General features: G+C 35.0%; 17 protein-coding genes. 16 read left to right on the top strand and 1 reads right to left on the bottom strand.

Translation table 11 applies throughout. The features are described 5' to 3' along the window. Genes E7274_RS02725 through E7274_RS02715 form a run of 3 tightly spaced genes read left to right on the top strand, consistent with a single transcriptional unit; the run spans position 1 to position 4,839 of the window. Positions 1-1,719, top strand: a complete 1,719-nt coding sequence (locus tag E7274_RS02725; RefSeq protein WP_304173527.1) for a glycosyltransferase family 39 protein — start codon at positions 1-3, stop codon at positions 1,717-1,719. Then, entirely contained in the window at positions 1,719-3,341 is a 1,623-nt protein-coding gene (locus E7274_RS02720) for a hypothetical protein (RefSeq protein ID WP_304173525.1), read from the top strand. Before E7274_RS02725 ends, E7274_RS02720 begins: the two co-directional genes overlap by 1 nt. Beyond that, entirely contained in the window at positions 3,331-4,839 is a 1,509-nt protein-coding gene (locus tag E7274_RS02715) for a glycosyltransferase family 39 protein (protein WP_304173523.1), read from the top strand. The genes E7274_RS02720 and E7274_RS02715 overlap by 11 nt, the downstream gene beginning before the upstream one ends. 38 nt (positions 4,840-4,877) lie before the next feature. Here the strand turns inward: E7274_RS02715 and E7274_RS02710 are convergent, their stop codons facing one another. After that, positions 4,878-6,065, bottom strand: coding sequence for a hypothetical protein (locus tag E7274_RS02710; protein WP_304173521.1), 1,188 nt, complete (start codon positions 6,063-6,065; stop codon positions 4,878-4,880). Positions 6,066-6,180: 115 nt separating this feature from the next. Here E7274_RS02710 and E7274_RS02705 point away from each other — a divergent pair, with 115 nt between their 5' ends. From E7274_RS02705 to E7274_RS02645, 13 genes are read left to right on the top strand one after another with little or no spacing between them, the layout of a single operon-like run. Then, positions 6,181-7,659 carry a hypothetical protein gene (locus E7274_RS02705; protein ID WP_304173519.1) on the top strand — a complete coding sequence of 493 codons (1,479 nt, stop codon included), beginning with the start codon at positions 6,181-6,183 and terminating at the stop codon, positions 7,657-7,659. Between the two features lie 12 nt (positions 7,660-7,671). Beyond that, the gene (locus tag E7274_RS02700; RefSeq protein ID WP_304173517.1) at positions 7,672-8,601 is read left to right on the top strand and encodes a glycosyltransferase family 2 protein; all 930 of its coding nucleotides are present in this window, start codon (positions 7,672-7,674) and stop codon (positions 8,599-8,601) included. 1 nt (position 8,602) lies between these two features. Next, positions 8,603-10,270 carry a hypothetical protein gene (locus tag E7274_RS02695; protein WP_304173515.1) on the top strand — a complete coding sequence of 556 codons (1,668 nt, stop codon included), beginning with the start codon at positions 8,603-8,605 and terminating at the stop codon, positions 10,268-10,270. Positions 10,271-10,282: 12 nt separating this feature from the next. Beyond that, entirely contained in the window at positions 10,283-11,410 is a 1,128-nt protein-coding gene (gene rffA, locus E7274_RS02690; protein ID WP_304173513.1) for a dTDP-4-amino-4,6-dideoxygalactose transaminase, read from the top strand. 22 nt (positions 11,411-11,432) lie between these two features. Then, positions 11,433-12,170: a GNAT family N-acetyltransferase gene (locus E7274_RS02685; RefSeq protein WP_304173511.1), complete on the top strand. Its 738-nt coding sequence runs from the start codon at positions 11,433-11,435 to the stop codon at positions 12,168-12,170. An 18-nt stretch (positions 12,171-12,188) separates the two neighbouring features. Further along, positions 12,189-13,127, top strand: coding sequence for a glycosyltransferase family 2 protein (locus tag E7274_RS02680; RefSeq protein WP_090480804.1), 939 nt, complete (start codon positions 12,189-12,191; stop codon positions 13,125-13,127). Further along, on the top strand, positions 13,127-14,605 hold the full coding sequence (locus E7274_RS02675; RefSeq protein ID WP_304173510.1) for a hypothetical protein: 1,479 nt from the start codon (positions 13,127-13,129) through the stop codon (positions 14,603-14,605). The genes E7274_RS02680 and E7274_RS02675 overlap by 1 nt, the downstream gene beginning before the upstream one ends. 16 nt (positions 14,606-14,621) lie before the next feature. Further along, on the top strand, positions 14,622-16,190 hold the full coding sequence (locus E7274_RS02670) for a hypothetical protein (RefSeq protein ID WP_304173508.1): 1,569 nt from the start codon (positions 14,622-14,624) through the stop codon (positions 16,188-16,190). 15 nt (positions 16,191-16,205) lie between these two features. Continuing rightward, positions 16,206-17,618: a hypothetical protein gene (locus E7274_RS02665; RefSeq protein WP_304173506.1), complete on the top strand. Its 1,413-nt coding sequence runs from the start codon at positions 16,206-16,208 to the stop codon at positions 17,616-17,618. Between the two features lie 11 nt (positions 17,619-17,629). Next, the gene (locus E7274_RS02660; RefSeq protein ID WP_304173504.1) at positions 17,630-19,078 is read left to right on the top strand and encodes a hypothetical protein; all 1,449 of its coding nucleotides are present in this window, start codon (positions 17,630-17,632) and stop codon (positions 19,076-19,078) included. Between the two features lie 14 nt (positions 19,079-19,092). Next, positions 19,093-20,589 (top strand): MBOAT family O-acyltransferase, encoded by a 1,497-nt coding sequence (locus tag E7274_RS02655; protein ID WP_304173502.1) that lies wholly within the window; start codon positions 19,093-19,095, stop codon positions 20,587-20,589. 21 nt (positions 20,590-20,610) lie between these two features. Beyond that, complete coding sequence (locus E7274_RS02650; protein WP_304173500.1) at positions 20,611-22,578, top strand: hypothetical protein; 1,968 nt, start codon at positions 20,611-20,613, stop codon at positions 22,576-22,578. Continuing rightward, a complete protein-coding gene (locus tag E7274_RS02645) occupies positions 22,578-24,380 on the top strand; it encodes a hypothetical protein (RefSeq protein ID WP_304173498.1) in 1,803 nt (600 codons plus the stop codon). Before E7274_RS02650 ends, E7274_RS02645 begins: the two co-directional genes overlap by 1 nt. The last annotated feature ends 5 nt before the right edge of the window (positions 24,381-24,385 follow it).

The following is a 24,385-nucleotide window of genomic DNA, read 5'->3' as shown; positions in this document are numbered from 1 at the left end:
ATGGAGTCGGAAAACATTAAAAATGGAATAGTTAGATTTATATTTGCGGTAGCGATTGTTGTATGGGTGGCTTTCACATTAAATACAGGTTTTTATGTGGATGAAAATGGTCTGCTTGCAATATACAAAGGAATATATCAAGGACAGCATATGTTTACAGACAGCTGGGAGTCACTTCAAACAGGTGGATTCTTGGCATGGCCTTTGTTAGCTTTATACTATCAGGTGCTTTCACCTTTATTTGTATCAGCTGGTATCAATATAGGCTTGGTATTGTATATGCGAATTATGTATATGATAGTTCGTGGATTGATTGCGCTATATCTTTACTACACCATTCGAAAAACAAAGTTCGAAAATAGTGCATATTATGCAGCATTGTTCTACTTTATGTTCGTTGTCACCTGGAAGAATTTTTCATACAAGTCATACTGTGAAATGGCTATTATGATGATTATCTGTTTCTTGATTAGATACTATGAAACAGAGAAAGTGCGATATTTCGTATTGGTAGGTGTGGCTTGTTGCGTGGCAATACTTGGTTATCCAACCATGATTATCCTGGCATTTTTCCTAGGTGCAATGATTTTGTTTGGCATGTATCATGGCCAGTTAAATGCAAAAGCACTAATAGCATTTGTTGGTACATGCTTTGTGATTGGTGGAGTTTTTATTATTTATCTACAAATAACTACAGGACTTCCTCAAATGATATCCGAGCTTCAGTATCTTGGTGATCAGGATTACGAAGAAAGTGTTATTGTTCGTTTAGGAAAGATTTTGCTTAGTTATGCAGCTCTTGCGGTAGTTGCATATTTTCCAATTGTAGTTGTGAACCTTGTTAGAAAGGCTCGTCAGTTTTCAGATTACGCCGAAGGGGTTCTTCTTACAATTTACTGGTTTGCATTTTTAGCAGGCATTTGCTTGATTAAATGGGATAGCGTATCGAATTCACGATTTGTTTATGCTTGCATTATCTTATTTTTCTGGGTTCCATACTTCCTTAGAGATAGAGAAGATAAAACATACACTCGAATTGGCGCCTATAACAATACCCTTTCAAATGACAAGGGCGTACTTTGGATGATGTTTGCAATCTCCATAGCAGCACAATTAATATGGTCTGTATCCACAAATCAGGATATCTCCGTGCCAGGCCATATGGCGGTATACGGTGTGATTGCATTGATAATAATAATCTCTGATGAGGATTCTGAATTAGAGATGTTAGGTCTTACAAGACTTATAATTTTATCAGCAGCGTTCTTCCTTTGTTTCTGGGTGGCCGAAGGAAATGGTGGTTATTCAGACGTTACAAAGGAACGTTGGATTGTAACAGAAGGCGAGCTTAAGGGAATAGCACTTTTGCCAGAGGACTACGAGGCAAATCAATCTGTATACAACTTGGTTAGCCAGTACGTTGGCGAGGATGATTATCTACTTGTGGCATTTGGCAGCAACAGCACTGGTTACTTGAACAGCGTTGCACACCAAGGTACATACTCTGTATACGCCAGAACACAAAAGAACACTAAGCTTTTGGATTTCTATACATTGCATCCAGAAGATATGGCCGATTATGTTTTGATTGATCAGTCAAACTCAAAGTATGAAGCTTTCCGAGAGGGAGAGACAGGATTGTACATCCTAGAAACATATACAAATGAAATTGCCACAGATGGTAATTTCGTATTACTGGGACGAGGTGACGCACAGTAATGAAGAAAACAATTAACAAAAACAATATATTTATAGCCCTGGTTTTACTGGGGCTTATATTTGTTGCAAGCCTTCCTGCTTTTAGAAGCGGAATATATCAGGGACATGATTTAAGCTTCCATTTAGGACGTATTCAGGCTATTGCTGAGGAATTAAAAAACGGTCAGTTCCCTGTGCGGTATGAATCAAATGCATGGTATGGCCACGGCTATGTTAGTACCACATTCTATGGAAATATATTCCTTTACATACCGGCATTTCTTTATATGGCAGGATTACCAGTATGGAGAGCTTACAATGTGTATGTAATTCTTGTAAATGTATTTACAGCACTGATTGGTTATTACAGCTTTAAGGGAATTTTAAAGTCCGAAAGATGGGGGCTTGTAGCAACAGGGATTTATATGCTTGCTGGCTACAGATTATCAAATCTATACGTTCGCACAGCTCTTGGCGAATACACGGCCATGATATTTGTTCCACTTGTTATTTACGGAATATATCGTATTTACGTTAACAAAGGGGAATACAGCACTATCAAATTGATATTGCCACTTATTATCGGCACAACCGGCTTAATAGAAAGCCATATTCTAACTACAGAGCTAATCGCTGTATTTGTATTTATTTATGCCCTTGTAAACATAAAAAGAACAATTGCTTGCATAAAAGAATTGCTAATAGCCCTGGCAGCTATCCTTGGTATAAATGCATTCTTCTTGATTCCATTTATAGATGCATATACATCCATGGACTTGTATATCAACACAGAGTTAAGCCAAACTAGTATCAGGTCAGATGGCTTGTATTTAAGCCAATTGTTTGGAATATTGACTACAGGTAAGGGGAGCAGTTATCCTTGGACCACAGAGGGAGAAGGATACCTTAATGTGGGAATCATAGTAATTCTTTGCATTGTGGCAGCACTTGTACTATTAATTAGGGATATTATTAATAAAAACGCAAACAAGAATTTTATAATTCTTTTCGCGTTTGGAATATTTGCAGCGTGGATGTCTACAGTTTATTTTCCTTGGGACGCATTCGCTGGAAGCAATTCACTAGATCAGCTTATATCTAGTGTGCAATATCCTTGGCGTTATGTGATGATACTTACGATATGCTTCACCATTTGCGGTGTCTATGCAATAAGCCAGCTTTTAAGCAAGATAAATTTTGCAATCGTCTTTTGCGTCATAGGAGCTATTGCTGTTCTGTCCACAGGAGTATTCGATTACACTCTTTCATGGGGCAACATTACGGTAGCAAATCAGGATGCAGATGAAACTTGGGCAGACAAGCTTTATCTGCCAGTTGGTACAGATAGAGATAGCCTTAGCAACACAGAAATTATCAAGGATGATGAATCTGGAACAGTTACACTTCCTGTTCTTGCATATGATAATTTGCATGTATATGACAGCCAGAATAATGAAATACAGTGGACTGTAGGGGATAACAATTGTATTCAGGTAACCTACGATGGAGATTACACAAAGCTTTATACAAGGTTTGTGGAGCCTTTATGGTGGAGAGTAAGTGAAGTAATTAGTGCGATTAGTATAGTAGTATTAGTGGTTATTTATCAGAAAGAGAAAAGAACTAAGAATAATGGAAAATAAAATAGAAAAAACATTAATTAGAATATTATTGGTGCTATCCATTGGAATGTATTTATTTTTGTTCGGATTCTCGTTTTTATTTAGCTACGTAAATACGGTATTAGAAGATGAACATTTAACACGTGTTACAGATTCTATAGTGGTAAATGCTATAGCTGTAGTATTGGTAATTTCGGTTATATACCTAGTAAATAGGTTTAATAGGGAAAAGCTATTAGCGATTAAAACGGAAAGATTAGCGCTTATACTTTCGGTGCTATCATCGATTATTGCTCTGTGGTGGGTGTTTGCAAGTGGGGCAGCGCCTCAGGCGGATCAGTATAAAATATGTTACGCTGCATCGCAGCTAAATGCAGGGGATTATTCATCTTTGGAAAAGGGAGGATATTTGGCTGAATGTCCCCATCAGTTAGGTATTGTTACGTTTATACGTTTTTTATTTTTCATTTTTGGAGATGGTAATTATAAAGCTTTTCAAGTCGCTTCAGTATTGTCAGTTGGGCTGATGGTACTGTGTATATATAGGATTACGGTTATATTATCAAAAGATAATCACATTGCAGAAATTATTAGTTTAATATTAGCTCTGACATGTTTTCCGCTATATTTCTATTCAGCATTTGTGTATGGAGAAATAATATCAACCATGCTTATAATGTGGGGTTTCTATTTCTTTTTGAAGCTATATAAAAAGTTTAATTATAAAAGGTTAGTGGCATTTGCATTATTAACAGGGTTAGCAGTTTTTATCAGACAAAACTCAATAATTGCAGTAATAGCAATGCTAGGTGTGGCATTTGTTAAAATGCTACTTGAACGAAATAAAAAGACTATTTTTATTCTAATTGCATTAATACTTGGAGTATTATTTCAAACAGCAACAACAAAAATAATATATAGCACACATACCGCCGATGATGCGGAAGCTATTCCTAGTATTCTATATATTTCAATGGGAATGAATGATGCTGGAAGATATGCTGGCTGGTATGATGGATCCAATTTTGAAATATTTGAAAGAAATGATTGTGATTCGGAACTTGCAGCAGCTGAGGGAAAAGAGATAATTAGAGATTTTATTTCATCAGCAAAGCAATCTCCTGTGTCATGCGTAAACTTTTATTTGCGTAAAATCCTTCAGCAATGGAGTGCTCCGATGTACCAATCTATAGTAATGAACAACAATATTGAGGGAGAGCAATCATCAATAGTGAAGAGTCTCTATGAACCTGGTAAAACTTGGAGCTTTTTAGATGGTTGGATGAATATACATCAATTATTGATATATTTATCAATCCTCGTTTTTTTGATTTGTAGTTGGAGAAAAAGTAGTAATTTAGTAGATTTTGTAATCGTAATTGCGATATTTGGTGGATTTCTGTTTTCGATATTATGGGAAGCAAAGGCTAGATATGTATTCCCTTACTATTTGATGATGATGCCAATTGCAGGAATCGGAATCGAAAAGATATTGGATATATTAAAGAGGAATAAATAAAGAATGGCTGTCGATTCTATATCGGCAGCCATTTCTTATTAATTGGATGAACTATGTTTGATAAGAGTTTTGTTAAGAATAATCATGTATGAAACATAGAAAACAAAATTGATTACAGCTAAGAACCATTCGTTCACAGTGTTGTTGAAAAGATATACACCATAAGTTGTTAACGACAAGCAAGTAATACCGATTAACAACGGAATTGTTTTGATTTCTATAAATACAATTACGATAGCCAATATCTCAAAAATGAAACCATATCGCTCATGCATTGCAGGTAAGAATGTGATGGTTGAATATGTGAGAATAAAGGCGATGAGGATAATATTAACGTTGTTAAGGTTTATATTATTTCGTATCCACATATACATAAATGAACCAAGGATTACAACTGTAAGAGCCATTGCAGCATATTTAAGGAAAGTGTAACCTTCAGCTCCGGTACCATCGTTTAATAATCTCCAGAATGTTGGGAAACCATTAGAAATGGATGTATGTAGGCTTGTATTGTCGGTATATATATGTATCATTTCACTAATTGTACGCCCCTGGACCAAAGATGGAAGTGCAAGTACTGTCATTGTTACAGGAATCAAACCAAAGTGAAGAACACTAAATTTGCGTTTATAAAAATAATAGAAAAGGAAAAATGGCAGTGCAAATACGGACTGGAATTTGAAAGCAAAGCCTACTCCATAATATATAAATGCAGGAATGTATTTTTCTTTTCTAAGGAAAATTATAGAAAGTACAACCCAAAATGTATAAATGGAATCGCATTGCGCCCATGCAGCAGAGTCCATAAGGACTACAGGTGAGCAGCTTACCATAATAAATGATAATAAAGTCTTTTCGAGTTTATTATTATCTACGATATCATATACTAAATAAGCAACAGCTCCAGCCAATAAATAATCAAAAATGCAGCTTAGTATTTTGTATGCATATAGTGGTTCGATTGGTAGATAAGTCATTAATGCTATTAATAACTGGTAAGTGAAGCTGTAATTAAGACCCTCGACTGGTTTTCCAAGTCCTAGAAGTCCACCATTATCCTTAATAGCGTTGTACCAAGGTATTAAACATAAATCAGCATCGGTGGTATAAAAGTTACGTAAGAAATATCTAATAGCGATACTGAGAATTACAGCGGCTGCAAATGCTAGTGCCAAAATATGTTCGTTCATCCATTTGAGCATTCGTTCTTCAAACTTGAAAATCATTGTAATCTCCTTAATTTTTGTATTGAAAAAAACTTTGTGATATAATTTTAAATACTTATGTGATTATATATTAATTTCAAAAAGTTTAAAAGATATAAAGTTGGAGAACACACAGATGAACGTGCTTAAAAATAACAAATCTAAGATAATAATTGGGGTTTTATATTTCATTCTATTTATCCCTGTTTTTTATTCAATATATTACTCTGTCCCTGCTAGCGATGATTTTGCAATGGCACTTGGCAGAGATGCATACGGAAATGTAGTTAGTGAATTTATTGCAGCAGTTGTTTTCTTTTGGACCAAAAGAGGTGGAACAATCTGTAGCTTTGTAGCTGAATATCTTATTAATCCACTTAATTTGCATGTTCATCTAGGCCATTGGTATGGCATCTATATGATAATTGCATTTATTATTTGCATATTCTTGATTTACATGGGGTTAAAAAAGCTTGTCTTTTATGTACTTAAGGATGCTGACTATGCTCGTTTCGCTTCAGAAATAATTACATTCTTAATTATTTTCATGTTAATAGAGAATTACTATTATGTAGAAACTTACAACTGGTATGTCGGTATGATTTCCTATGCTGGTGTAATGGCATTGTTGTTTTTAAATATATATCTTACATTACGATTCGCAGAAACAGGTGAAAAGAGTGCCTATGTTTGGATGATTGTTACTGGTGTAATTGTAGCGAATACATCTGCATTCGATATTCCTCTTGGAGCATTCTTTGTGTATATAGTTTTATTCAACAAGGGATTTGATAAATTTGTAGGTTCATTATTCAAAAAGGTATTACCTCTTTTACTTTATATTGCAATGGGGCTTATCACTATCATGGCTCCTGGCAATTATGCTAGACAGAGTCAGTATACTGAGGGGGTTTCTGTAGGAACAGCATTAAGACAGACAGTCGCAGATGTTCAGTTCTTTGGAATGGCCATCATAAAAGAAAGACCTGTAACTCTAATTATTGCAGTAATGCTTGTTCTTCTTGGTTTTGCTGTTAACAACAAACAAAGAAAACGCCCAGGAAACATTATCTTATACGGAATTGTTGCAGTATGTGTTTGGATTGGTTGTATTCTTCCTTATGTATACGGACGAGGAATGACTCGAACATATCTTGATGTACGTATGCAGTACGTTTTAGATTATTTCATTGAAATTGGATTATGTATTGGCTGTGTAATGTTGGGACAGTGGATAGCATATATTATTAAGGTTGATTTATCTAAGGTTGCATATATAGCTACATGTGCAGTAGCTGTTCTTGGCATAGCAGCTCTAGTTGTAACAGGCAGATATGCTACAACAGTTACATATGAAGTTTATGCAAAACATGCAGATATAGCAGCTAGCTATGATCTATGGAATGGTATTTTGCTAGAAATAGAGAATAGTTCAGACTCTGATGTGACAGTAGATCGAGATTATAATGTTTCATGGAATAAATATTTCTTGTATTCTGGCATGGAACCTGGAGAAGTATATGCAGTTGAATTGGACTCATTATACGATTCACAACAGATACTACCAAATGTATATTACAAGAAGAATTCAATCACAGTAAATTATCCAAGATAAGGGGAAAAAACATTGAAAAAATTACTTTCAATTGTGGTTCCTTGTTATAACGAAGAGGAATCAGCACCTATTTTTTACAAAACAATTCATGAAATGGAAAATCAAATTGAATCTGTAGATTTAGAATTTGTATTTGTAGATGATGGCTCAAGAGATAATACTTTGGAAATTATTAAGAATCTCCGAAAGGACGATGAGCGAGTACATTATGTTTCTTTTTCACGTAATTTTGGAAAGGAAGCAGGTATATATGCAGGCTTAGAAAAGGCAAAAGGCGATTACGTTGTTATCATGGATGCCGACCTTCAAGATCCACCAGCAATGCTTCCACAGATGCTTTCATATATAGAAAGTGGTGAGTATGAATGTGTTGGAACTCGCCGTGTTGATAGAAAAGGCGAGCCACCTATTCGTTCATGGTTTGCAAGAAAATTCTACAAGATTATGAATAAAATAAGCAGCGCTGATATTGTGGATGGTGCCAGAGATTATCAAATGATGACAAGACGCGTTGTGAATGCGATTCTTTCTATGGGCGAGTATAACCGTTTTAGTAAAGGCATTTTTGGATGGGTAGGCTTCAAACGTAAATGGCTTGAATTTGAAAATGTAGAGCGAGTTGCAGGAGAAACAAAATGGTCCTTCTGGAAGTTGTTTGTATATGCAATCGATGGAATAGTTGCCTTTAGTACAGCACCACTGACAATGGCTTCTATTTTTGGAACTATTATGTGCCTGACAGCCTTTTTATTTATTCTAGTTATTATAGTTCGTACTTTGATATTTGGAGATCCAACAAGTGGATGGCCATCAATGGTTTGTATTATTTTGTTAGTATCTGGAATCCAGCTATTATGCCTTGGAATACAAGGACAGTATTTAGCAAAGACATATTTAGAGACTAAGAAGCGACCTATATTTTTAGTTCAGGAAGAGGAATAAAATGGAAAAGAAAAAGTTTTGGATTCCTTCACTATTAATTACAGTTATTTGTCTAGCTGTGTTGTGGATTGTTTGTCCTGTTTGTTTTCAAAATAATGATGATAAGACCTTAATGTATTTGGTTGCAGGATACTTCACTGGAGAGCCAGAAGCGGGAACCATTTTCGGAAGTTTCTATTATTATGGAATTATAGCGCTTCTTTACAAGATTTATTCGGGATTTGCTTGGTATACTATTGTTCAACTTGCGATGATAGCGATTAGCTTATGGATAGTGTGCAATTCCTTAATCAATGTAACTGCTAAAAAAAGTAAGGTAATTGGTGTAGTTGCATTTATACTTATGTTTTTATTTGTATTTTTGCATTTTTCCACAGCTCTTCAATACACAGCAACCGCAGGATTGGTTGCAGGTGCGGCAGCTTGTAGCTTTATCGCAAGTTTAGAATATGATGAGATCAAAGAAGTACACTTTATCGTGTCGGTTATCATGTTGCTTGTTGCATATGGTATACGTAAACAGTTTGGAATAGTAGGATTAGGCGCAATACTATGTATCATGTTTTTCGAACTCTTTTCAAACCGTAGAAGCGTAGTTATAAAAAAAGCATTAATTGTATTGGCTGCGTTTATTCTTGCTTTTGTATCTAATGCAATTTATGAAAAGGTTACCGGCATAGCAGAGTTTAATGAGTATTATGCTCAAGCAGGTACATGGATAGATTACCCTCATTTAGCCTATGAAGATGACGTGAATGGAGTATATGAATCTGTAGGCTGGGATGAACCACTATATAATGCAGTAAGTAATTGGTTCTTTATGGATGAAAGACTTACCACTGAAAACTTTGAAGTTTTGGTAAGTGCGTATGATGGTAATGATTTATCTTTGAGAGGTTATTACGATAGAGCACACAATCTCATGTTATCTAGTATGGTTGTAAATATTCAGATAGCAATATGGGTAATAGTTCTTCTTATAGTTAATGTTTCAGTTTTAATTAAAAGGCTTGAAAAGAGACTGTTACTTACGATAGATGGCTTATTTGCTATGTTTGCAGTAGTGTCTGTATATTTCTTGATAGAAGGCAGATTTCCAATGCGCGCATATCAGGCGTTGGTGTTTATTTTTATGGTGCCATCAGTTGTTATGTCACTTAGGGTGCTATCTACACATGATTCAAAGAAGCTATTGCTATCAGTAGTTGCTTGTATGGCTATAGTTCCAATAATAGGAGCGGTAATAAAGCCAGATACCAACATTATCAAGTATACATATACAGTAGCACATGATATTTATCGTACAGCCGATATTGAAAAAAGTGATGTATTGGAACAGTATGCGATTGAACATCCAGACGAGATGTTTATATACGACTTGGATTTAGCGCTTCCTGCTGGTCCATTTACAGTATACAAAGATAGTGTCCCTAAAAACCTAGTATTTTGGGGTGGATGGGTGTACAATACACCAATGTATTGGAAACAGATTAAAGCTAGTGGGTTTGAAAAACTTTATGCTCAGGAATTTGTATCGGGAGATGTATATTTCTGCGGTAGTAATGTATCAGAGGTATTAGTTCAATATATGCAGTCTCAGTATCCAAACGTAGAGTGCAATGTTGTAGATCAGATTGGGGATATAACTATTTATCAGTTTACCAATTAGGAGGACTAGAAAATGATTCCATTTAACGTACCACCCTGTGTGGGAACAGAGGAAAAATATATAAAGGACGCCATCGCAAAGCACAAGATTTGTGGTGATGGCGAATACACTAAAAAGTGCAATGCTTGGTTTGAAGAAAAGACAGGAGCTGCAAAGGTCCTTCTTACAACTTCTTGTACACATGCTACAGAAATGGCAGCACTTTTGTGCGATATTAAGCCAGGTGATGAAGTTATCATGCCTTCATTCACATTCGTTTCTACAGCAGATGCTTTCGTTCTTCGTGGAGCAACAGTTGTATTTGTAGATATTCGCCCAGATACAATGAACATCGACGAAACAAAGATTGAAGCTGCTATCACAGATAAGACAGTTGCAATCGTTCCAGTTCATTACGCAGGTGTAGCTTGCGAGATGGATACAATTATGGATATTGCAAAGCGTCACAACCTCAAGGTTGTTGAGGATGCTGCTCAGGGCGTTATGAGTACATACCATGGCAAGGCACTTGGTACAATCGGTGACTTTGGTGCATACTCATTCCATGAAACAAAGAACTATTCTATGGGAGAGGGCGGTGCCCTTCTTATTAACGACGAAGCCGATACAGAAATGGCTGAAATCATTCGTGAAAAGGGTACAAACCGTGCAAAATTCTTCCGTGGACAGATTGATAAATACACATGGGTAGAGGCTGGTTCTTCATACCTCCCATCAGAGCTTAACGCTGCATACCTCTATGGACAGCTTGAAAAGGCTCAGGAAATCTTTGATGATAGAATGAATTCTTGGAACAAGTACTATGATGCTTTCAAGGAGCTTGCAGATGCAGGCAAGGTAGAGCTTCCTACAGTTCCAGAAGGATGCGAGCATAATGCCCACATGTTCTACATTAAGTGTAAGGATTTGGAGGAGCGTACAGCTCTTATTAGCTATGCTAAGGAAAACGACATCCTTATGGTATTCCATTACATCCCACTTCACTCAGCACCAGCTGGAAAGAAGTACGGTCGCTTTGCAGGTGAGGATGTTTACACAACAAAGGAGAGCGAGCGCTTGGTACGTCTTCCTCTCTACTATGGTCTTACAGACGAGGATCAAGCAAAAGTAATTAAGACGGTTATTGATTTTTATAAATAGAGAATAGATAGGGGTATAAGTGATGCAAATAATAGATATGCCATGGGAAATAAAAAACTTAGGCAAGCGTAGCGTATCTATGGTAATAGATTCAAGTGATGATTTGAATCTTATAAAGGAAAACATAGAAGCTATTTCTGATTATGAATATCAGGTAATTAAAGCTCCAATAGAAAGAATGGATGTGGCATACATACTACAGGAAAATGGGTTTGTATTTGCAGAAACTGCATTTGATCTTAGCTTAAAGCTAAAGAATCTTAAGTGCCCAGATACTTATACCAGATATATTGACTATACTTCATATTCCGAAGCTTCCTCAGAGGAGGTTCAGCTTGTGGATTCTGAAATACGAAAGGGTATTTTCAACACTGATAAAGTAGCACTAGACCCTCTCATGTCAACAGAACTTTCGGGACAAAGATTCGCAAATTGGTTTACCACAGAAGTAGAGAGTGGTAAATCAAAGTGCTATTTGGTAAATCTCGAAGATAAGCCAATTGGATTTTTTGGAGTAAAGGATGTAAACGAGAAGAAAGCTGACTCGTTTCTGGCTGGTCTATTTGACAACGAGGATGGTAGAGGATTTGGAATTTCTACAATCTACTATCCTTTATTGGTGGCAAAAGAATCTGGAAAGAAGACTATGACAGCCAGAGTTTCTTCAAACAATCCTAATTCTTTAAAGGTACATCTGGAATTAGGATATAAAATTGATAAAATGCATTATGTTTATGTAAAGCATAATGATAATAAATAGAAAAGGACTAATAGGGTTATGAAGGTTTCTTTTGTAATACCATGTTACAATTCTGCAAAGACAATCGAGAAAGTGGTAGCAGAAGTACAATCAAAAATGGACACACTTTCTAAATACACTTATGAGATAGTTTTAGTGAACGATTGTAGTCCAGACAATACGTTTGATGTGATTAGAGATTTGTGTGCTAAAAATCAAAATATTATTGGCATTAATCATTCGAAGAATTTTGGACAACACGCAGCATTGATGGCAGGATTTCATTTTATTTCAGGAGATATTGTTGTTTGTCTTGATGATGATGGACAGACACCAGCTGATGAAGTAGACAAGCTATTAGAAAAAATAGATGAAGGTTACGATGTTGTATATGCTCAGTATGAACATAAGCAACACTCTGGTTTTAGAAACTGGGGCAGTCATCTTAACAAAAAGATGACCGAGATAATGCTTAATAAACCTAAAGAGCTATACATATCGAGCTATTTTGCAGCTAAAAGATATGTAGTGAATGAGATGCTAAATTATAAGGGGGCATATCCTTATCTTATAGGCCTAGTTTTAAGATGCACTAGAAATATATGCAATGTAAAGGTTAATCATCGTGAAAGAAAAGAAGGCCATTCAGGATATACATTTAAAAAGCTTTTAGGCTTGTGGATGAATGGATTTACTTCGTTTTCTATTTTGCCACTTCGATTAGCAACATATGGTGGCTCAATTATAGCTATCTTAGGTTTTATATATGCTATATATGCAATTATTAGTAAGTTTATGAATCCGGATAGAATGTTAGGTTGGAGCTCACTTATATCAGTTAATTTAATACTAGGTGGACTTATTCTGATAACACTTGGTTTGATTGGAGAATATGTTGGACGTATATTTATCAGCATAAACAATTCACCACAGTACGTTATAAAGAATGTGATTAATTACAATGAGGATAAAGCCTAGTGAGTACATTAATTAAAAAATATTGGTATCGTATACCTCTAACCGTAGGCTATATACTTATTTTTGCAAGTTTCATATATTCTATTTTTTATTCTATGCCTGCAAATGATGATTTTGCATGGGCGGTAGAATGGTGGTCAAGCAATAGAGTGGTTGAAATGTTTCATCGTATCGGGTGGAATTATATGAATTCCTTTGGAAACTCAGGTATATTTGCCATAGCGATACAGGTTCTATTTAATCCACTGTACTTATTTGATAATGTGGGACATAGCTTCGGAATTTGTATGATTATCGTAAATACAATAATCATGACTGGAATACTATGGGCTGTTAGAACATTGTTTAAGTATATATTTCAGATAAATAGCCAAGTTGCGTTAGATATCATTACATTTTTGGTTGCGCTATTAGTTACTACTAGCTATTACTACAGTGATGTATATAACTGGTGGTCAGGTACACCTGGTTATTCTGGAATGATGATGATGTGCCTTATTAGCTGTGCTGCAATGCTTAGATATAATTCAGATAGAACAAAGAAGCGCTATATAGCTATGATAGTTCTTGGAATGATAGCGTGTACCAGTATGATGTATTGCGTGGCGGTAGGCGCTTTCTATGTGGTGTATACATTCATAGTATATTTGCACAACGGTGATAGAATCGGCAAAAAGCTTTTACCACTAGGTATGTATATTCTTTCAGGTGTGCTTATGGTTATTGCACCTGGTAATTACACTAGAATGAGTAATGAAGAAAGCTCAGACGCCAGTCTATTTAATGCAGTTATTGTTACTGGATATAGAATTCTTACAAGGCTTAAAACGACCATTCAAACAAAACCATGGGTTGTAGCTATAATGCTACTAGTTTTATTGCTGGGATTATTCATAGGAAGTAACAGAAAGCACAACTTACTTGTGATTATATTTGGTGCAGCATGCACCATAGTCGCTGCTTTTAGTGGCCTTTTACTATATGTCTATGGCTCAAACAAAACCATAGATGCAGAATTCACACCACGTGTGTACTATGTAGAGGATTACATGGTATTCATTGGTATGGCAATTGCTATTTACGCCTTTGGTTCTTGGATAAAGCAAATTATTGGTGTTCAAATAAATACTATGGTAGCTGCTGGAGTATCAGTTATTGTAGTATTGTTATCTACCGCATACATTATGGCGGGTGGTAGATACGCAGGAGTTATTCAGGTAGATATATTGGCTCATGCAGACCTTATAAAGGAAAGCTGGGTATTTTGGGATGAGATTTTACAGGAGGTGGAGAGCGCCGAAGATGGCGCTGAAATAGTAATTAATAAGGAGAATGTAGACTGGTGTCAGTATTCATACTACGTCAGCTTGGATGAGATACCTAGAGAAACACTTACAGAGGATGCTAAATATGGCAACTGTAATCAGTGCGCGTCTAAGTATTATGGGGTCGATTCAATAATAGTAAATCTTTATTGATGAAGGAGTTATAAAAATGAATAAAGGAAGTATTTTAAAGAAATATTTACCTTGGGTGTGGCTTATCGCAGGTTACATACATGATGTAGTCTTCATTCTTACTAGTGGAAGATATATGTTAGATTCCGATATGGCATCGGAAATGATTTTATCCGACCTATTGAATAAAGAACATTCAATTATTACCCATAGCTGGATTTATTCTACAGAAATACGTGTTGCTGAAACACAATGGTTCTTCAGGATAGGACTGTTACTTTCACCTGACAATTGGATTGTAGCTAGAGCAATTGGTACAGCAATAATGCTAGCCTTATATATAGCAGCGTGGTTGCTATTGTGCAAAGTTTTAGGCTGGGAGAAGATTGGCGTTTGGATTTGCGCCATGCTTCTCTGGCCATTTGGTTTTTGGTACTTTATGGATATAACATGGGGCGCATATTACGTACCTCATTCTATTTTCATGATAGTTTCTTTGGTAATACTTATAGTATTGGCTAAGAAAAGTGCTGATGGTAATAGTATTTATAATATTAAAAATGCGCTATTGTGCATGCTGCTATTGGCTATCGCCATTATTACTGGATTAAATGGTATTAGAAATACATTAATTTTTTACGCTCCATTAACTGTATATGCTTTTGCTGTATTATATTTTTATCTTCGTGATAACGGCCTAAAGAATGCATTAACAGATAAAAAGGTCAAGCTAGTTTTTGCAAGGGGCTCGATTATAGCTACTGCCTTCAACTTTGTTGGATATGTTGGTAACCATGTTTTTTTTGAAAACAAATATCAATACAGCAGTTATAATTCTATGACTTGGGGGAGTGGCACTAATTCTGTTACAAAAACATTTAAATGGTTTATCGATAGTTTTGGATATACAGACAATGCCACAAAAGAGCTATTTTCTATAAACGGAATTTGTACAGGCGTAGGTCTTCTTATATGTTTTGTCCTTGTAATAAGTGTTATACGCCTTGCTATGAATTTTAAAAATATGTCAGAGATGGATCAGCTCTATGCAGGAATCTTCTTTTCGATGCTTGTGACAATTGGGCTGGTATTCACTTATATATATGGAGAAGAACAATATTGGCTTACAACAGTCCAATTTGGTGTAGCGGCAATATTCCTGGAAATCAAAACTGATGATAAATTAAAGGATTTTGAGCGTAAAGCTGCTCCAACGGTACTATTAATCATGGCAGTGCTTTCTTCTGTAGGTATTGTAAAAGCGAACATAGAAACACCAATGCGCGCTAATCCTGGAATTGAAGAGGTAATTAGCTTCCTCGAGGAAGAAGGCTATACACAGGGATGCGCTACATTTTGGCATGGTCCAATAATCACCGAGCTTACAAATGGAGATATTGAAATGTGGACTGTTACAGATGAGCATGATGGTATGGCAAGATGGTTACAGAAGTCGTCGCATAATACTGTACCTACAGGAAGATACTTTGTTTTGTATGTAGATGATGAAGTATCATATTTAGATGAATTTGAAGAGTATAGTGGCGACAAAGGTGAATTGGTATATGATGATGGTACATACACTATCTTTGAGTATAACAATTAGTATGGGAGATATTGATTGAAAAGTTATATTAAACTCTTAGTTAAAAGCATATGTGTTACTGCGCCATTATGGGGTGCTGCATTTTATTGCAGCACCCATTTGTTGCATATAGCAGGTAGTGATTACGTAGGAGCAATTTGGAATAAAGATGTAACTAATACTACTCAAGATAAGTACTATGATGTGTTAATTCTAGGGGATTCTACTGCCAATGCTGCTTATATTCCAGAGGTTCTGTCAGAAAGTACTTTGAATCTTGCTCTAGCGGGCTCTGGGACAATAGATGGTTACTACACCTTAAAAGATTATTTGGAACATAATGATGCCCCCACAGATGTTTTTATCAGCTATATGGATTACCATCTTGCTGAGGATTATTTTACCTGGGATGTTAGTAACTATGTTCATAAGTACACTCTTGGTGAGAACCTTGAAATATATAGAATGATAGAATATGTAGCAGAGTACGATATATCTGAAATTGCATCAGCCAATTACTGGATGGATGTACTAAATTATACATTTTGGTCGCCTACTATTTATAGTTATTCAATGTTGCATGCCATAGATGGCGATAGACGCGAAGCTAATTTATCCGCTTATGAAGATGTGGATGCTAGGTATGGCAGATATTGCATGATAACAAATGAAGAATATCATCCTGATGGAATAATGGGTTATTCAACTTTTTATGTTAGTCCATTGCAAGAGCAGTATTACAAGATGATTGTGGATCTATGTGATAAAAATGATATAAAAGTGCATATGGTAAAGCTCCCACTTTCAACAGATGCTGGATTTGTAGATGATTACGAACAAGATCTTTATGGATACTATGATACATTGCTGTCAGATTATGATAATGCTGATTTCTATTGGTTTCACACCACATATGAGAATGAATTTTTTAAGGATGAATATCATATGAATAACCATGGTGCGTTCAGATTCAGCCGTGAATTAAAAGAATTATATCCAGACCTGTTTCGGGAGAATGGTAGCCCTTCTTCAGATAGGATGCTTGCACTTGATAGGGATGTTTCAGGAGAAAACTATTTGGCGGAACTATCCAAGTGGATCAATAACAAGTCTTATACAATCGTATATTTAGATACAACAGATAATCTTGGTGAGTATTACTACTTGTATGCGGGTTATGATAATAAAGACGTAAAATACAATAATGTGGGAGATACTAAATATGCAGTGTATACATTATCAGCCGACAACAACGATTACTTAAATGAAATCTCGATACTGCCTAATCCTGACGGAGGACTACAAATCGCAGTAGGAGAGGAAATGACAGTGGTTTATCCTCTAGAGGAAAAGGGAATATCATTTGTGGTTATAGACAATGAGAATAATAAAATAGTATGTGAAAGACAAAGCCTTTTCACAGAAAATGGATTTAGCAAGATTTTATAAGAGGCATAAAAGTGAAAAACAAGGTATTAGAATTAATAATAAAATGCGGACTTGTGTCTGCACCAATATGGGGATTGTCATTATTTTTGTGTTATGGAAAGATGTATTATTCCAATGAGGATTTTGCATACACTTTTTGGAATAAACAGTTTACTGAAACAAAGCAGGATAAATATTATAAAGTTGTGGTTATAGGTGATAGTTCATGTAACAGCGCTTACATGCCAGAGGTAATATCAGATTCCATGATAAATCTTTCTGTGGGAGGATCTTCCACAGTAGAGGGCTATTATGTGTTGAAAGACTATTTGGCTCATAATGATGCTCCTACAGACGTTTTTCTCAGCTATCATGATTCTCATTTCAGATACACAGAAGCCTATTGGGATAAAATAGTTCCGGCTCATAGATTTAGTTTTATAGATAATATGGAACTGTTAACAAATGCTATAAATGATGAGACTGGAATGTTTTATCACAATGGAGCTTATGCGGATTTAATAGCTACTGAAGTATATTTTCCTAGCAAGTATATAGTTAGCCTTAATAATTTTTTAACTCAAGATAAAGAGAGCGATGATATACAAAATGTTAGAGGCTATGAAACAAATGTCGCGGCTATGGATAAAATCGAGCTACATAGAGGCAGATACACTACACTAGGAAATGAAGTTTTTGTTACATCTCAGGCAAGACCATACACTCAATTTGCAGCAGATGAACTTTATGAATCATATTTCGATAAGACCATAGCACTTTGTCAGGAAAATGGTATTGCAGTACACATTGTAAAGCCACCACTTCCAGATAATAGTGCAATGTCAGATGAATACATTGAAGCAGTAAAGGTCTTTTATAACAGATACGTTGAAAAATACGATAATGTGACATTTGACTGGGGACAGCATATATTTACTGCTGAAGATTTTGCAGACGAAATACACTTAAACAATGACGGTGCGTTAAAGTTTAGTGAATATATAAAAACAAACTACCATGATGTATTCGAAGATGCAGACACATATACACCACGCCAGATGTTTGCTATTGATGATAGTATTCAGATGGAAAACATGACTGCAGATATTTTCAAGTTCGCCGGCGATAGAGATTATACAATTCTTCTTTATGACAATATGAACTGCATTAGTGAATTTGAAAAATCATTTATTGATGGTACACCGTTTAAAATAACTCAAGCAAATGATTTAGGACTTACCGATAATGCGGGAAAAGTATACTACTGTAATACAGCTGGAACTGAAGTAGATGAGATAGAAATTAAAGACGATGATGAGCGTCTTTTAGTATCAATGCCAGGGCAAAGTGATTCGAGCTGGAGTGTTTCAGATGAGTATGGAATCAGTATTATGGTAATTGATAATACGAACCAAAAAGTTGTATGCATAAAAAATGTGACATATGACAAAAATAATGGTTTTTCCGAGTATGTATATTAAAAAAGGGGATTATAATGCTTTTTAATTCAACACAATTTATATTGTTTTTTCCTATAGCAGTATTATTATATTTTCTTTTTCCTAAAAAGGTTAGAAATTATTGGCTGCTGATTTGTAGCTATTTTTATTACATGTGCTGGAATCCAAAGTACATATTGCTTCTTATGGCTTCTACTTTGGTTACTTATCTTAGCGGTATCCTTATGGAGCATGTAAAAAATTCTGGCAAGTCAGATGCAGTAATTCTACGCCAGAAAAACTGGATAGTGGCAGCAAGCTTTATATTAAACATAGGAATGCTTTTCTATTTCAAGTATATAAACTTTGCTATTGATACATGGGAAAGAATCTTTGCAAAGCTCGGTATTACAATGAATGTACCCGCCGTGGATGTAGTTCTTCCGGTTGGTATATCATTCTATATTTTCCAGGCCCTTAGCTACACCATGGATGTGTATCGTGATGAGATATATGCAGAAAAGAACCCATTCAGATATGCATTGTTCGTATCATTCTTTCCACAACTTGTGGCAGGACCAATTGAGCGATCAAAGAACTTGCTAAAGCAGCTTGCTACACCGGGTGAGTTCAACTACGACAATGTACGAAGCGGACTTCTGACAATGCTTTGGGGTTATTTCCTAAAGCTTGTAATAGCTGACAGATGTGCAATTCTAGTAGATACAGTGTATAATAATGTATCTGGCTATTTTGGTTATCAGCTTGTATTAGCTAGCGTTTTATTTGCTTTGCAGATATATTGTGATTTCATGAGCTACTCTACAATAGCAATTGGCGCTGCACGTGTGCTTGGATATGATTTGATGGAGAATTTCCATCTTCCATATTTTGCCACATCTATAAAGGATTTCTGGCGTAGATGGCATATATCACTTAGCACTTGGCTCAGGGATTACCTTTATATTCCACTTGGTGGAAATCGCAAGGGGCAGCTTAGAAAGTATTTCAACATCATGGTTACTTTTTTTGTAAGTGGATTGTGGCATGGTGCTGCATTTACATATATTTTCTGGGGAGTGCTTCATGGTATTTATCAAATCATCGAGGATTTGTTAAAGTCACATACAGACAAGCTTCTTGAAGTGCTGAGCATAAATCCTAAAAACAAAGTACTTTATGTTTGCAAGATTATAGTGACTTTTATATTTGTAGATATAGCATGGGTATTCTTTAGAGCTAATAGTATTAGCGATGCATTTACTGTATTTAAGAATTCTTTCTACCTTGCAAACCTTGTAAATATAAAAGTGGATTTGTGGGCACTAGGGCTAGATATTAGAAATATGGCAATGCTTATGCTTGGAACACTGATATTATTTATATCAAGTGTAATGCGAGCTAGAGGAGACAAGCAAAACAAAACACTTTTAGTAGAGTGGATTTCAAGCAAAAACTTTATTATCAGATATGCGCTTTACTGGAGCTGCATGATAATGATTATATTTTCAATGGATATTACTGGACAGGAATTTATTTACTTCCAGTTCTAACAGCAAATAGGATATAAAAGAATGATAATAGAAAAGATAAGAGATAACAGCAAGATATGGTTTGGAGCATATGTAGTGATGCATATGCTTTTTCTGCTGTGGCTGTATTCAATGAATCTTTTTCAATACGAAACTATAGATGATTTTTATCAGCTTACGTATTTCAGCGGTGTATTTGGAGAGTATAGTCCCTTTGTAATGTTTAGCAATGTTATATATGGGGCAATCATGTGTTTACTCTTCAAATTCCTGCCTATATGTAATTGGATGGTAGTAGCTTATATTCTAATATCATTTATTTCATTGGCATCAATAGCAAAAATTACTATTTATAAAATATCGAACAAGTCCTTTGCTTTCTTACTTAATGCTATTTTTCTCTTATGTATATACTCGTATCTTTATGAACAGATTAATTTTTCAAAGATTGCAATGATAGCACTTGCAGCAGGTGTTGTTACATTTATAGATGCAATTCATGATTTGGATAATCCTAACAAAGCAGAACTAATTATAGCTACTATTCTTATTACATGGGGCGGCCTGTTGCGCTTCAAGGTGGCTGCAATGGTATTGGCTTTTGTAGTTGTAATTTTTGTAGAGGATATACTTAATAGAAAAATAGAAATAAAAAAGATTAAATATCTTTTGATAATAGCCTTAGCAGTCATGATTCCTTGGGGTGTCAATCAAGTAGCTTATAGTTCGGAAGGATGGAGTGAAGCAAACTATCGATTCAAATTATTAAATGGAGCGGTCGACTATGGCACACTGCCAGAAGAGATATGGGATTCAGTTGATTGGGATGACATAGGATTTGATTCTGATGATATGGTATTTGCCTTAGGGTGGCATTTTTCGGATAAGAACGTGTTTAGTGTGGATGCACTAGAGCGAATGACAAAATACGAACAAAAACCTGAAGTTTCATTACACAATCTAAAAGAAGCTGCAAAAAATTCAGTCAAATATTGCATGACCCATGTTTTGTTTTGGACTGCTGTATTAGTATTGTTACTGGCGTTTGTTATAAACATCAGTAAAAGATGGGAAATAGCGTTTACTACATTACTAATGCTAATGGAAACATATTATTTGGTATTTAATAATAGATATCCAGATAGAGTGGGAATAATACCATGGGTAGTAGCATTATCGATAGGACTATACTATTTTGCATGTGGTTATAACGAGAACCAATATAAAAGAAAAAAGGCCATGACAATTGGTTTTATAGCTGGTGCATTTGTATTGTCATTATCAGATAGGCATTTGCTATCGTCAGAAAAGATTGATGTGAATCTTAGTGATTCTACTGCATTTACGACCTTTTTGGACACTATCGATCCGAGCGATAATGCAGACCTTTTTCTTATAAATTACACAACACCTATACTTGATGCATATGGCATTTTCCAGTGCCCAGAGTTTGGCGTTCTTGATAATTGTGTCTTGGATACAGGATGTATGTCATTGTTTCCTGATGTTTATGAAAAATCGGCTGAATTTGGAAGCGATAAGAGTCCATATGAGGCATTGGTTAAAAATGACCATGTCTATATAATTGACGAGCGCTATCTATTTGAAAAAAGAGATTTCATTAGAAAACACTATGATGAAGATATAGATATTTCATGGGTGTATTCTGATGGAAATAGTGATGCGTATTCGGTAGCAACTAATCCGGATAACTGGGAAGAAAAAGATATAGCTGATTGGGAAATTGGTGACGTTGTAATAACTGAAAATAGTCTTTCATACTATATGGTTTCTGGAAAGATAGATTTATTAACACCGGGGGATATGTGTTTTCTACAGTTAACTGATGGAACGAAAACATATACATATGAAGTAAGAGTACAGGATGATGAGTTTGTTGTAGGAATTCCTGTGGATACATGGGCTAATAGTACAGAAATAAAAGCTTCGTTATTTGTAAAGGTTGGAGAAAACTATTTGAAAGATAATGATTTGATTGGAGTATTGTAATGCATATATTATTCTGTTTATTGTACATGTTTTTCTTTTATGGAGTGTGTGCTTGGGCTCTATGCGTAGATGGTGGAATTAAAAAGATTAGTAATTTACTTGGAAATTTTAATATAAAAAGGGTATTACTAGTTCTAGTCATTATAGTGTGTTCAGTACTCTTTGTAGCTATATGGATTAAACAGGATAGTTACGTTTATTATTGGGATTTAGGCGGATATTGGTCTAAATCAATTAATAGAATGAATGAAATGTTCAACTATTCATTTAAAGAGACCTTTCAAAGCTTAATGTTATCCATTAATGAAGATGACTATAATATCTTTTTGCCAACAATAATATCACTACCATTACAAATAGTTGGATATACATTTAGAAAGTATGTAGTTGTATGTGCAATATTTTTTCTGGTTCCGGTAATTATTTTATCGGGATTGGTGAGCGTAAAGATTTTTGAATCAATAAATAAAGTTTCACCTTTCTATGCATTCTTGATAGGAATTCTTGTAGCAGCTCTTATGCCTACAAATTATTACACAATGCTGAGGGGATATATTGATATTGCTTGTTATATTCCAATTCTTTCATTGATATGGTTGTTTTGGGATTATGATTTTAAGCGGATACAAATAACCAGAAATATAGCAATCGCCTTAATGATGGTGGTTAGTTGGATATGCAGAAGATACATAGTATACTTTATTATAGGCTATGTTGTCGCCTTACTTACAAAAGCCATATGTATATTAGTAAAGAATGGATTTTTTTATCTTAAAAGTATCATATTGGATTTTGTAATGATTGGAGGAATAAGCATAGGGTTATTGTTGATATTATTTAAAGACTTTATTCTTAATGCTCTTCTAACCGATTATGGAGATATGTATAGTGCATACAACTGGGAATTAAAGAGTAAGATAGATGCATTAATAACTTCTTTTGGCGGAGCAGCTTTCTTTACTTTGCTCATAGCTATTCTACTTTGTTTCATAAATCGCCAATATAGAGTTAATATTATTAGTATTATTATTTTAGGATTATCTGAGACAATAATATTTTGGCAAACACAGATAATGGATACACATCATAGGATGATGTTAAATCCAATGTTTTTCGTTGGGACAGTAATCATAATATATAATGTAATTTATATATGGAAAAATGAGGCCATAAAAGATAAATGCTTTAAACTATTAGGCAGTATTGGAGCTTTATTATTCGTGCTAAACTTTTGTTTTGCATATATACCTGTGTTGCCAGATAACTTGTGTGGAAAGACTTTTGCAATAAGATATATACCGCTTACTAGAAATGATCTATATGATTTACAAGTAATAAAAAGTGTATTAAATGAATTAACGATTGGAACAGAAGATAGCATTTATGTGACAGCGTCGGGCTCAATATTGAATAGTGATATATTAAGAAAAATAGACATGCCAAACTCAGGAAATGCAATACCAATGATGCAAGGAACTTGCGATGTAGATTTAAGAGATGGTTTTCCTTCAGGATTTCTTACAGCTAAATATATAGTTGCTACGGATCCAGTGCAGTTACATCTTCCGGATGGACAAGAGGTTGTATCATATCTGAATGACAACGTTATGAATCAAGAATCATATTTAGGTCAACATTTTGAAAAGATTTACAGTCGAGAAATCGAAGATGGAGTGAATGTAATAATCTATAGAAAGAACAGTGAATTCTCTGAAGAAGATTTATTAAAGTTGAAAGATTATTATGATAATTTATATCCAGATCATTATGATATGTTTGGAGAGAGAATATTAGAAAACTAGTTATT

It is taken from the genome of Pseudobutyrivibrio ruminis, from assembly GCF_015057245.1.
Taxonomy (GTDB): domain Bacteria; phylum Bacillota; class Clostridia; order Lachnospirales; family Lachnospiraceae; genus Pseudobutyrivibrio; species Pseudobutyrivibrio ruminis_E.
This window is presented reverse-complemented; position numbering and strand designations above follow the sequence as displayed.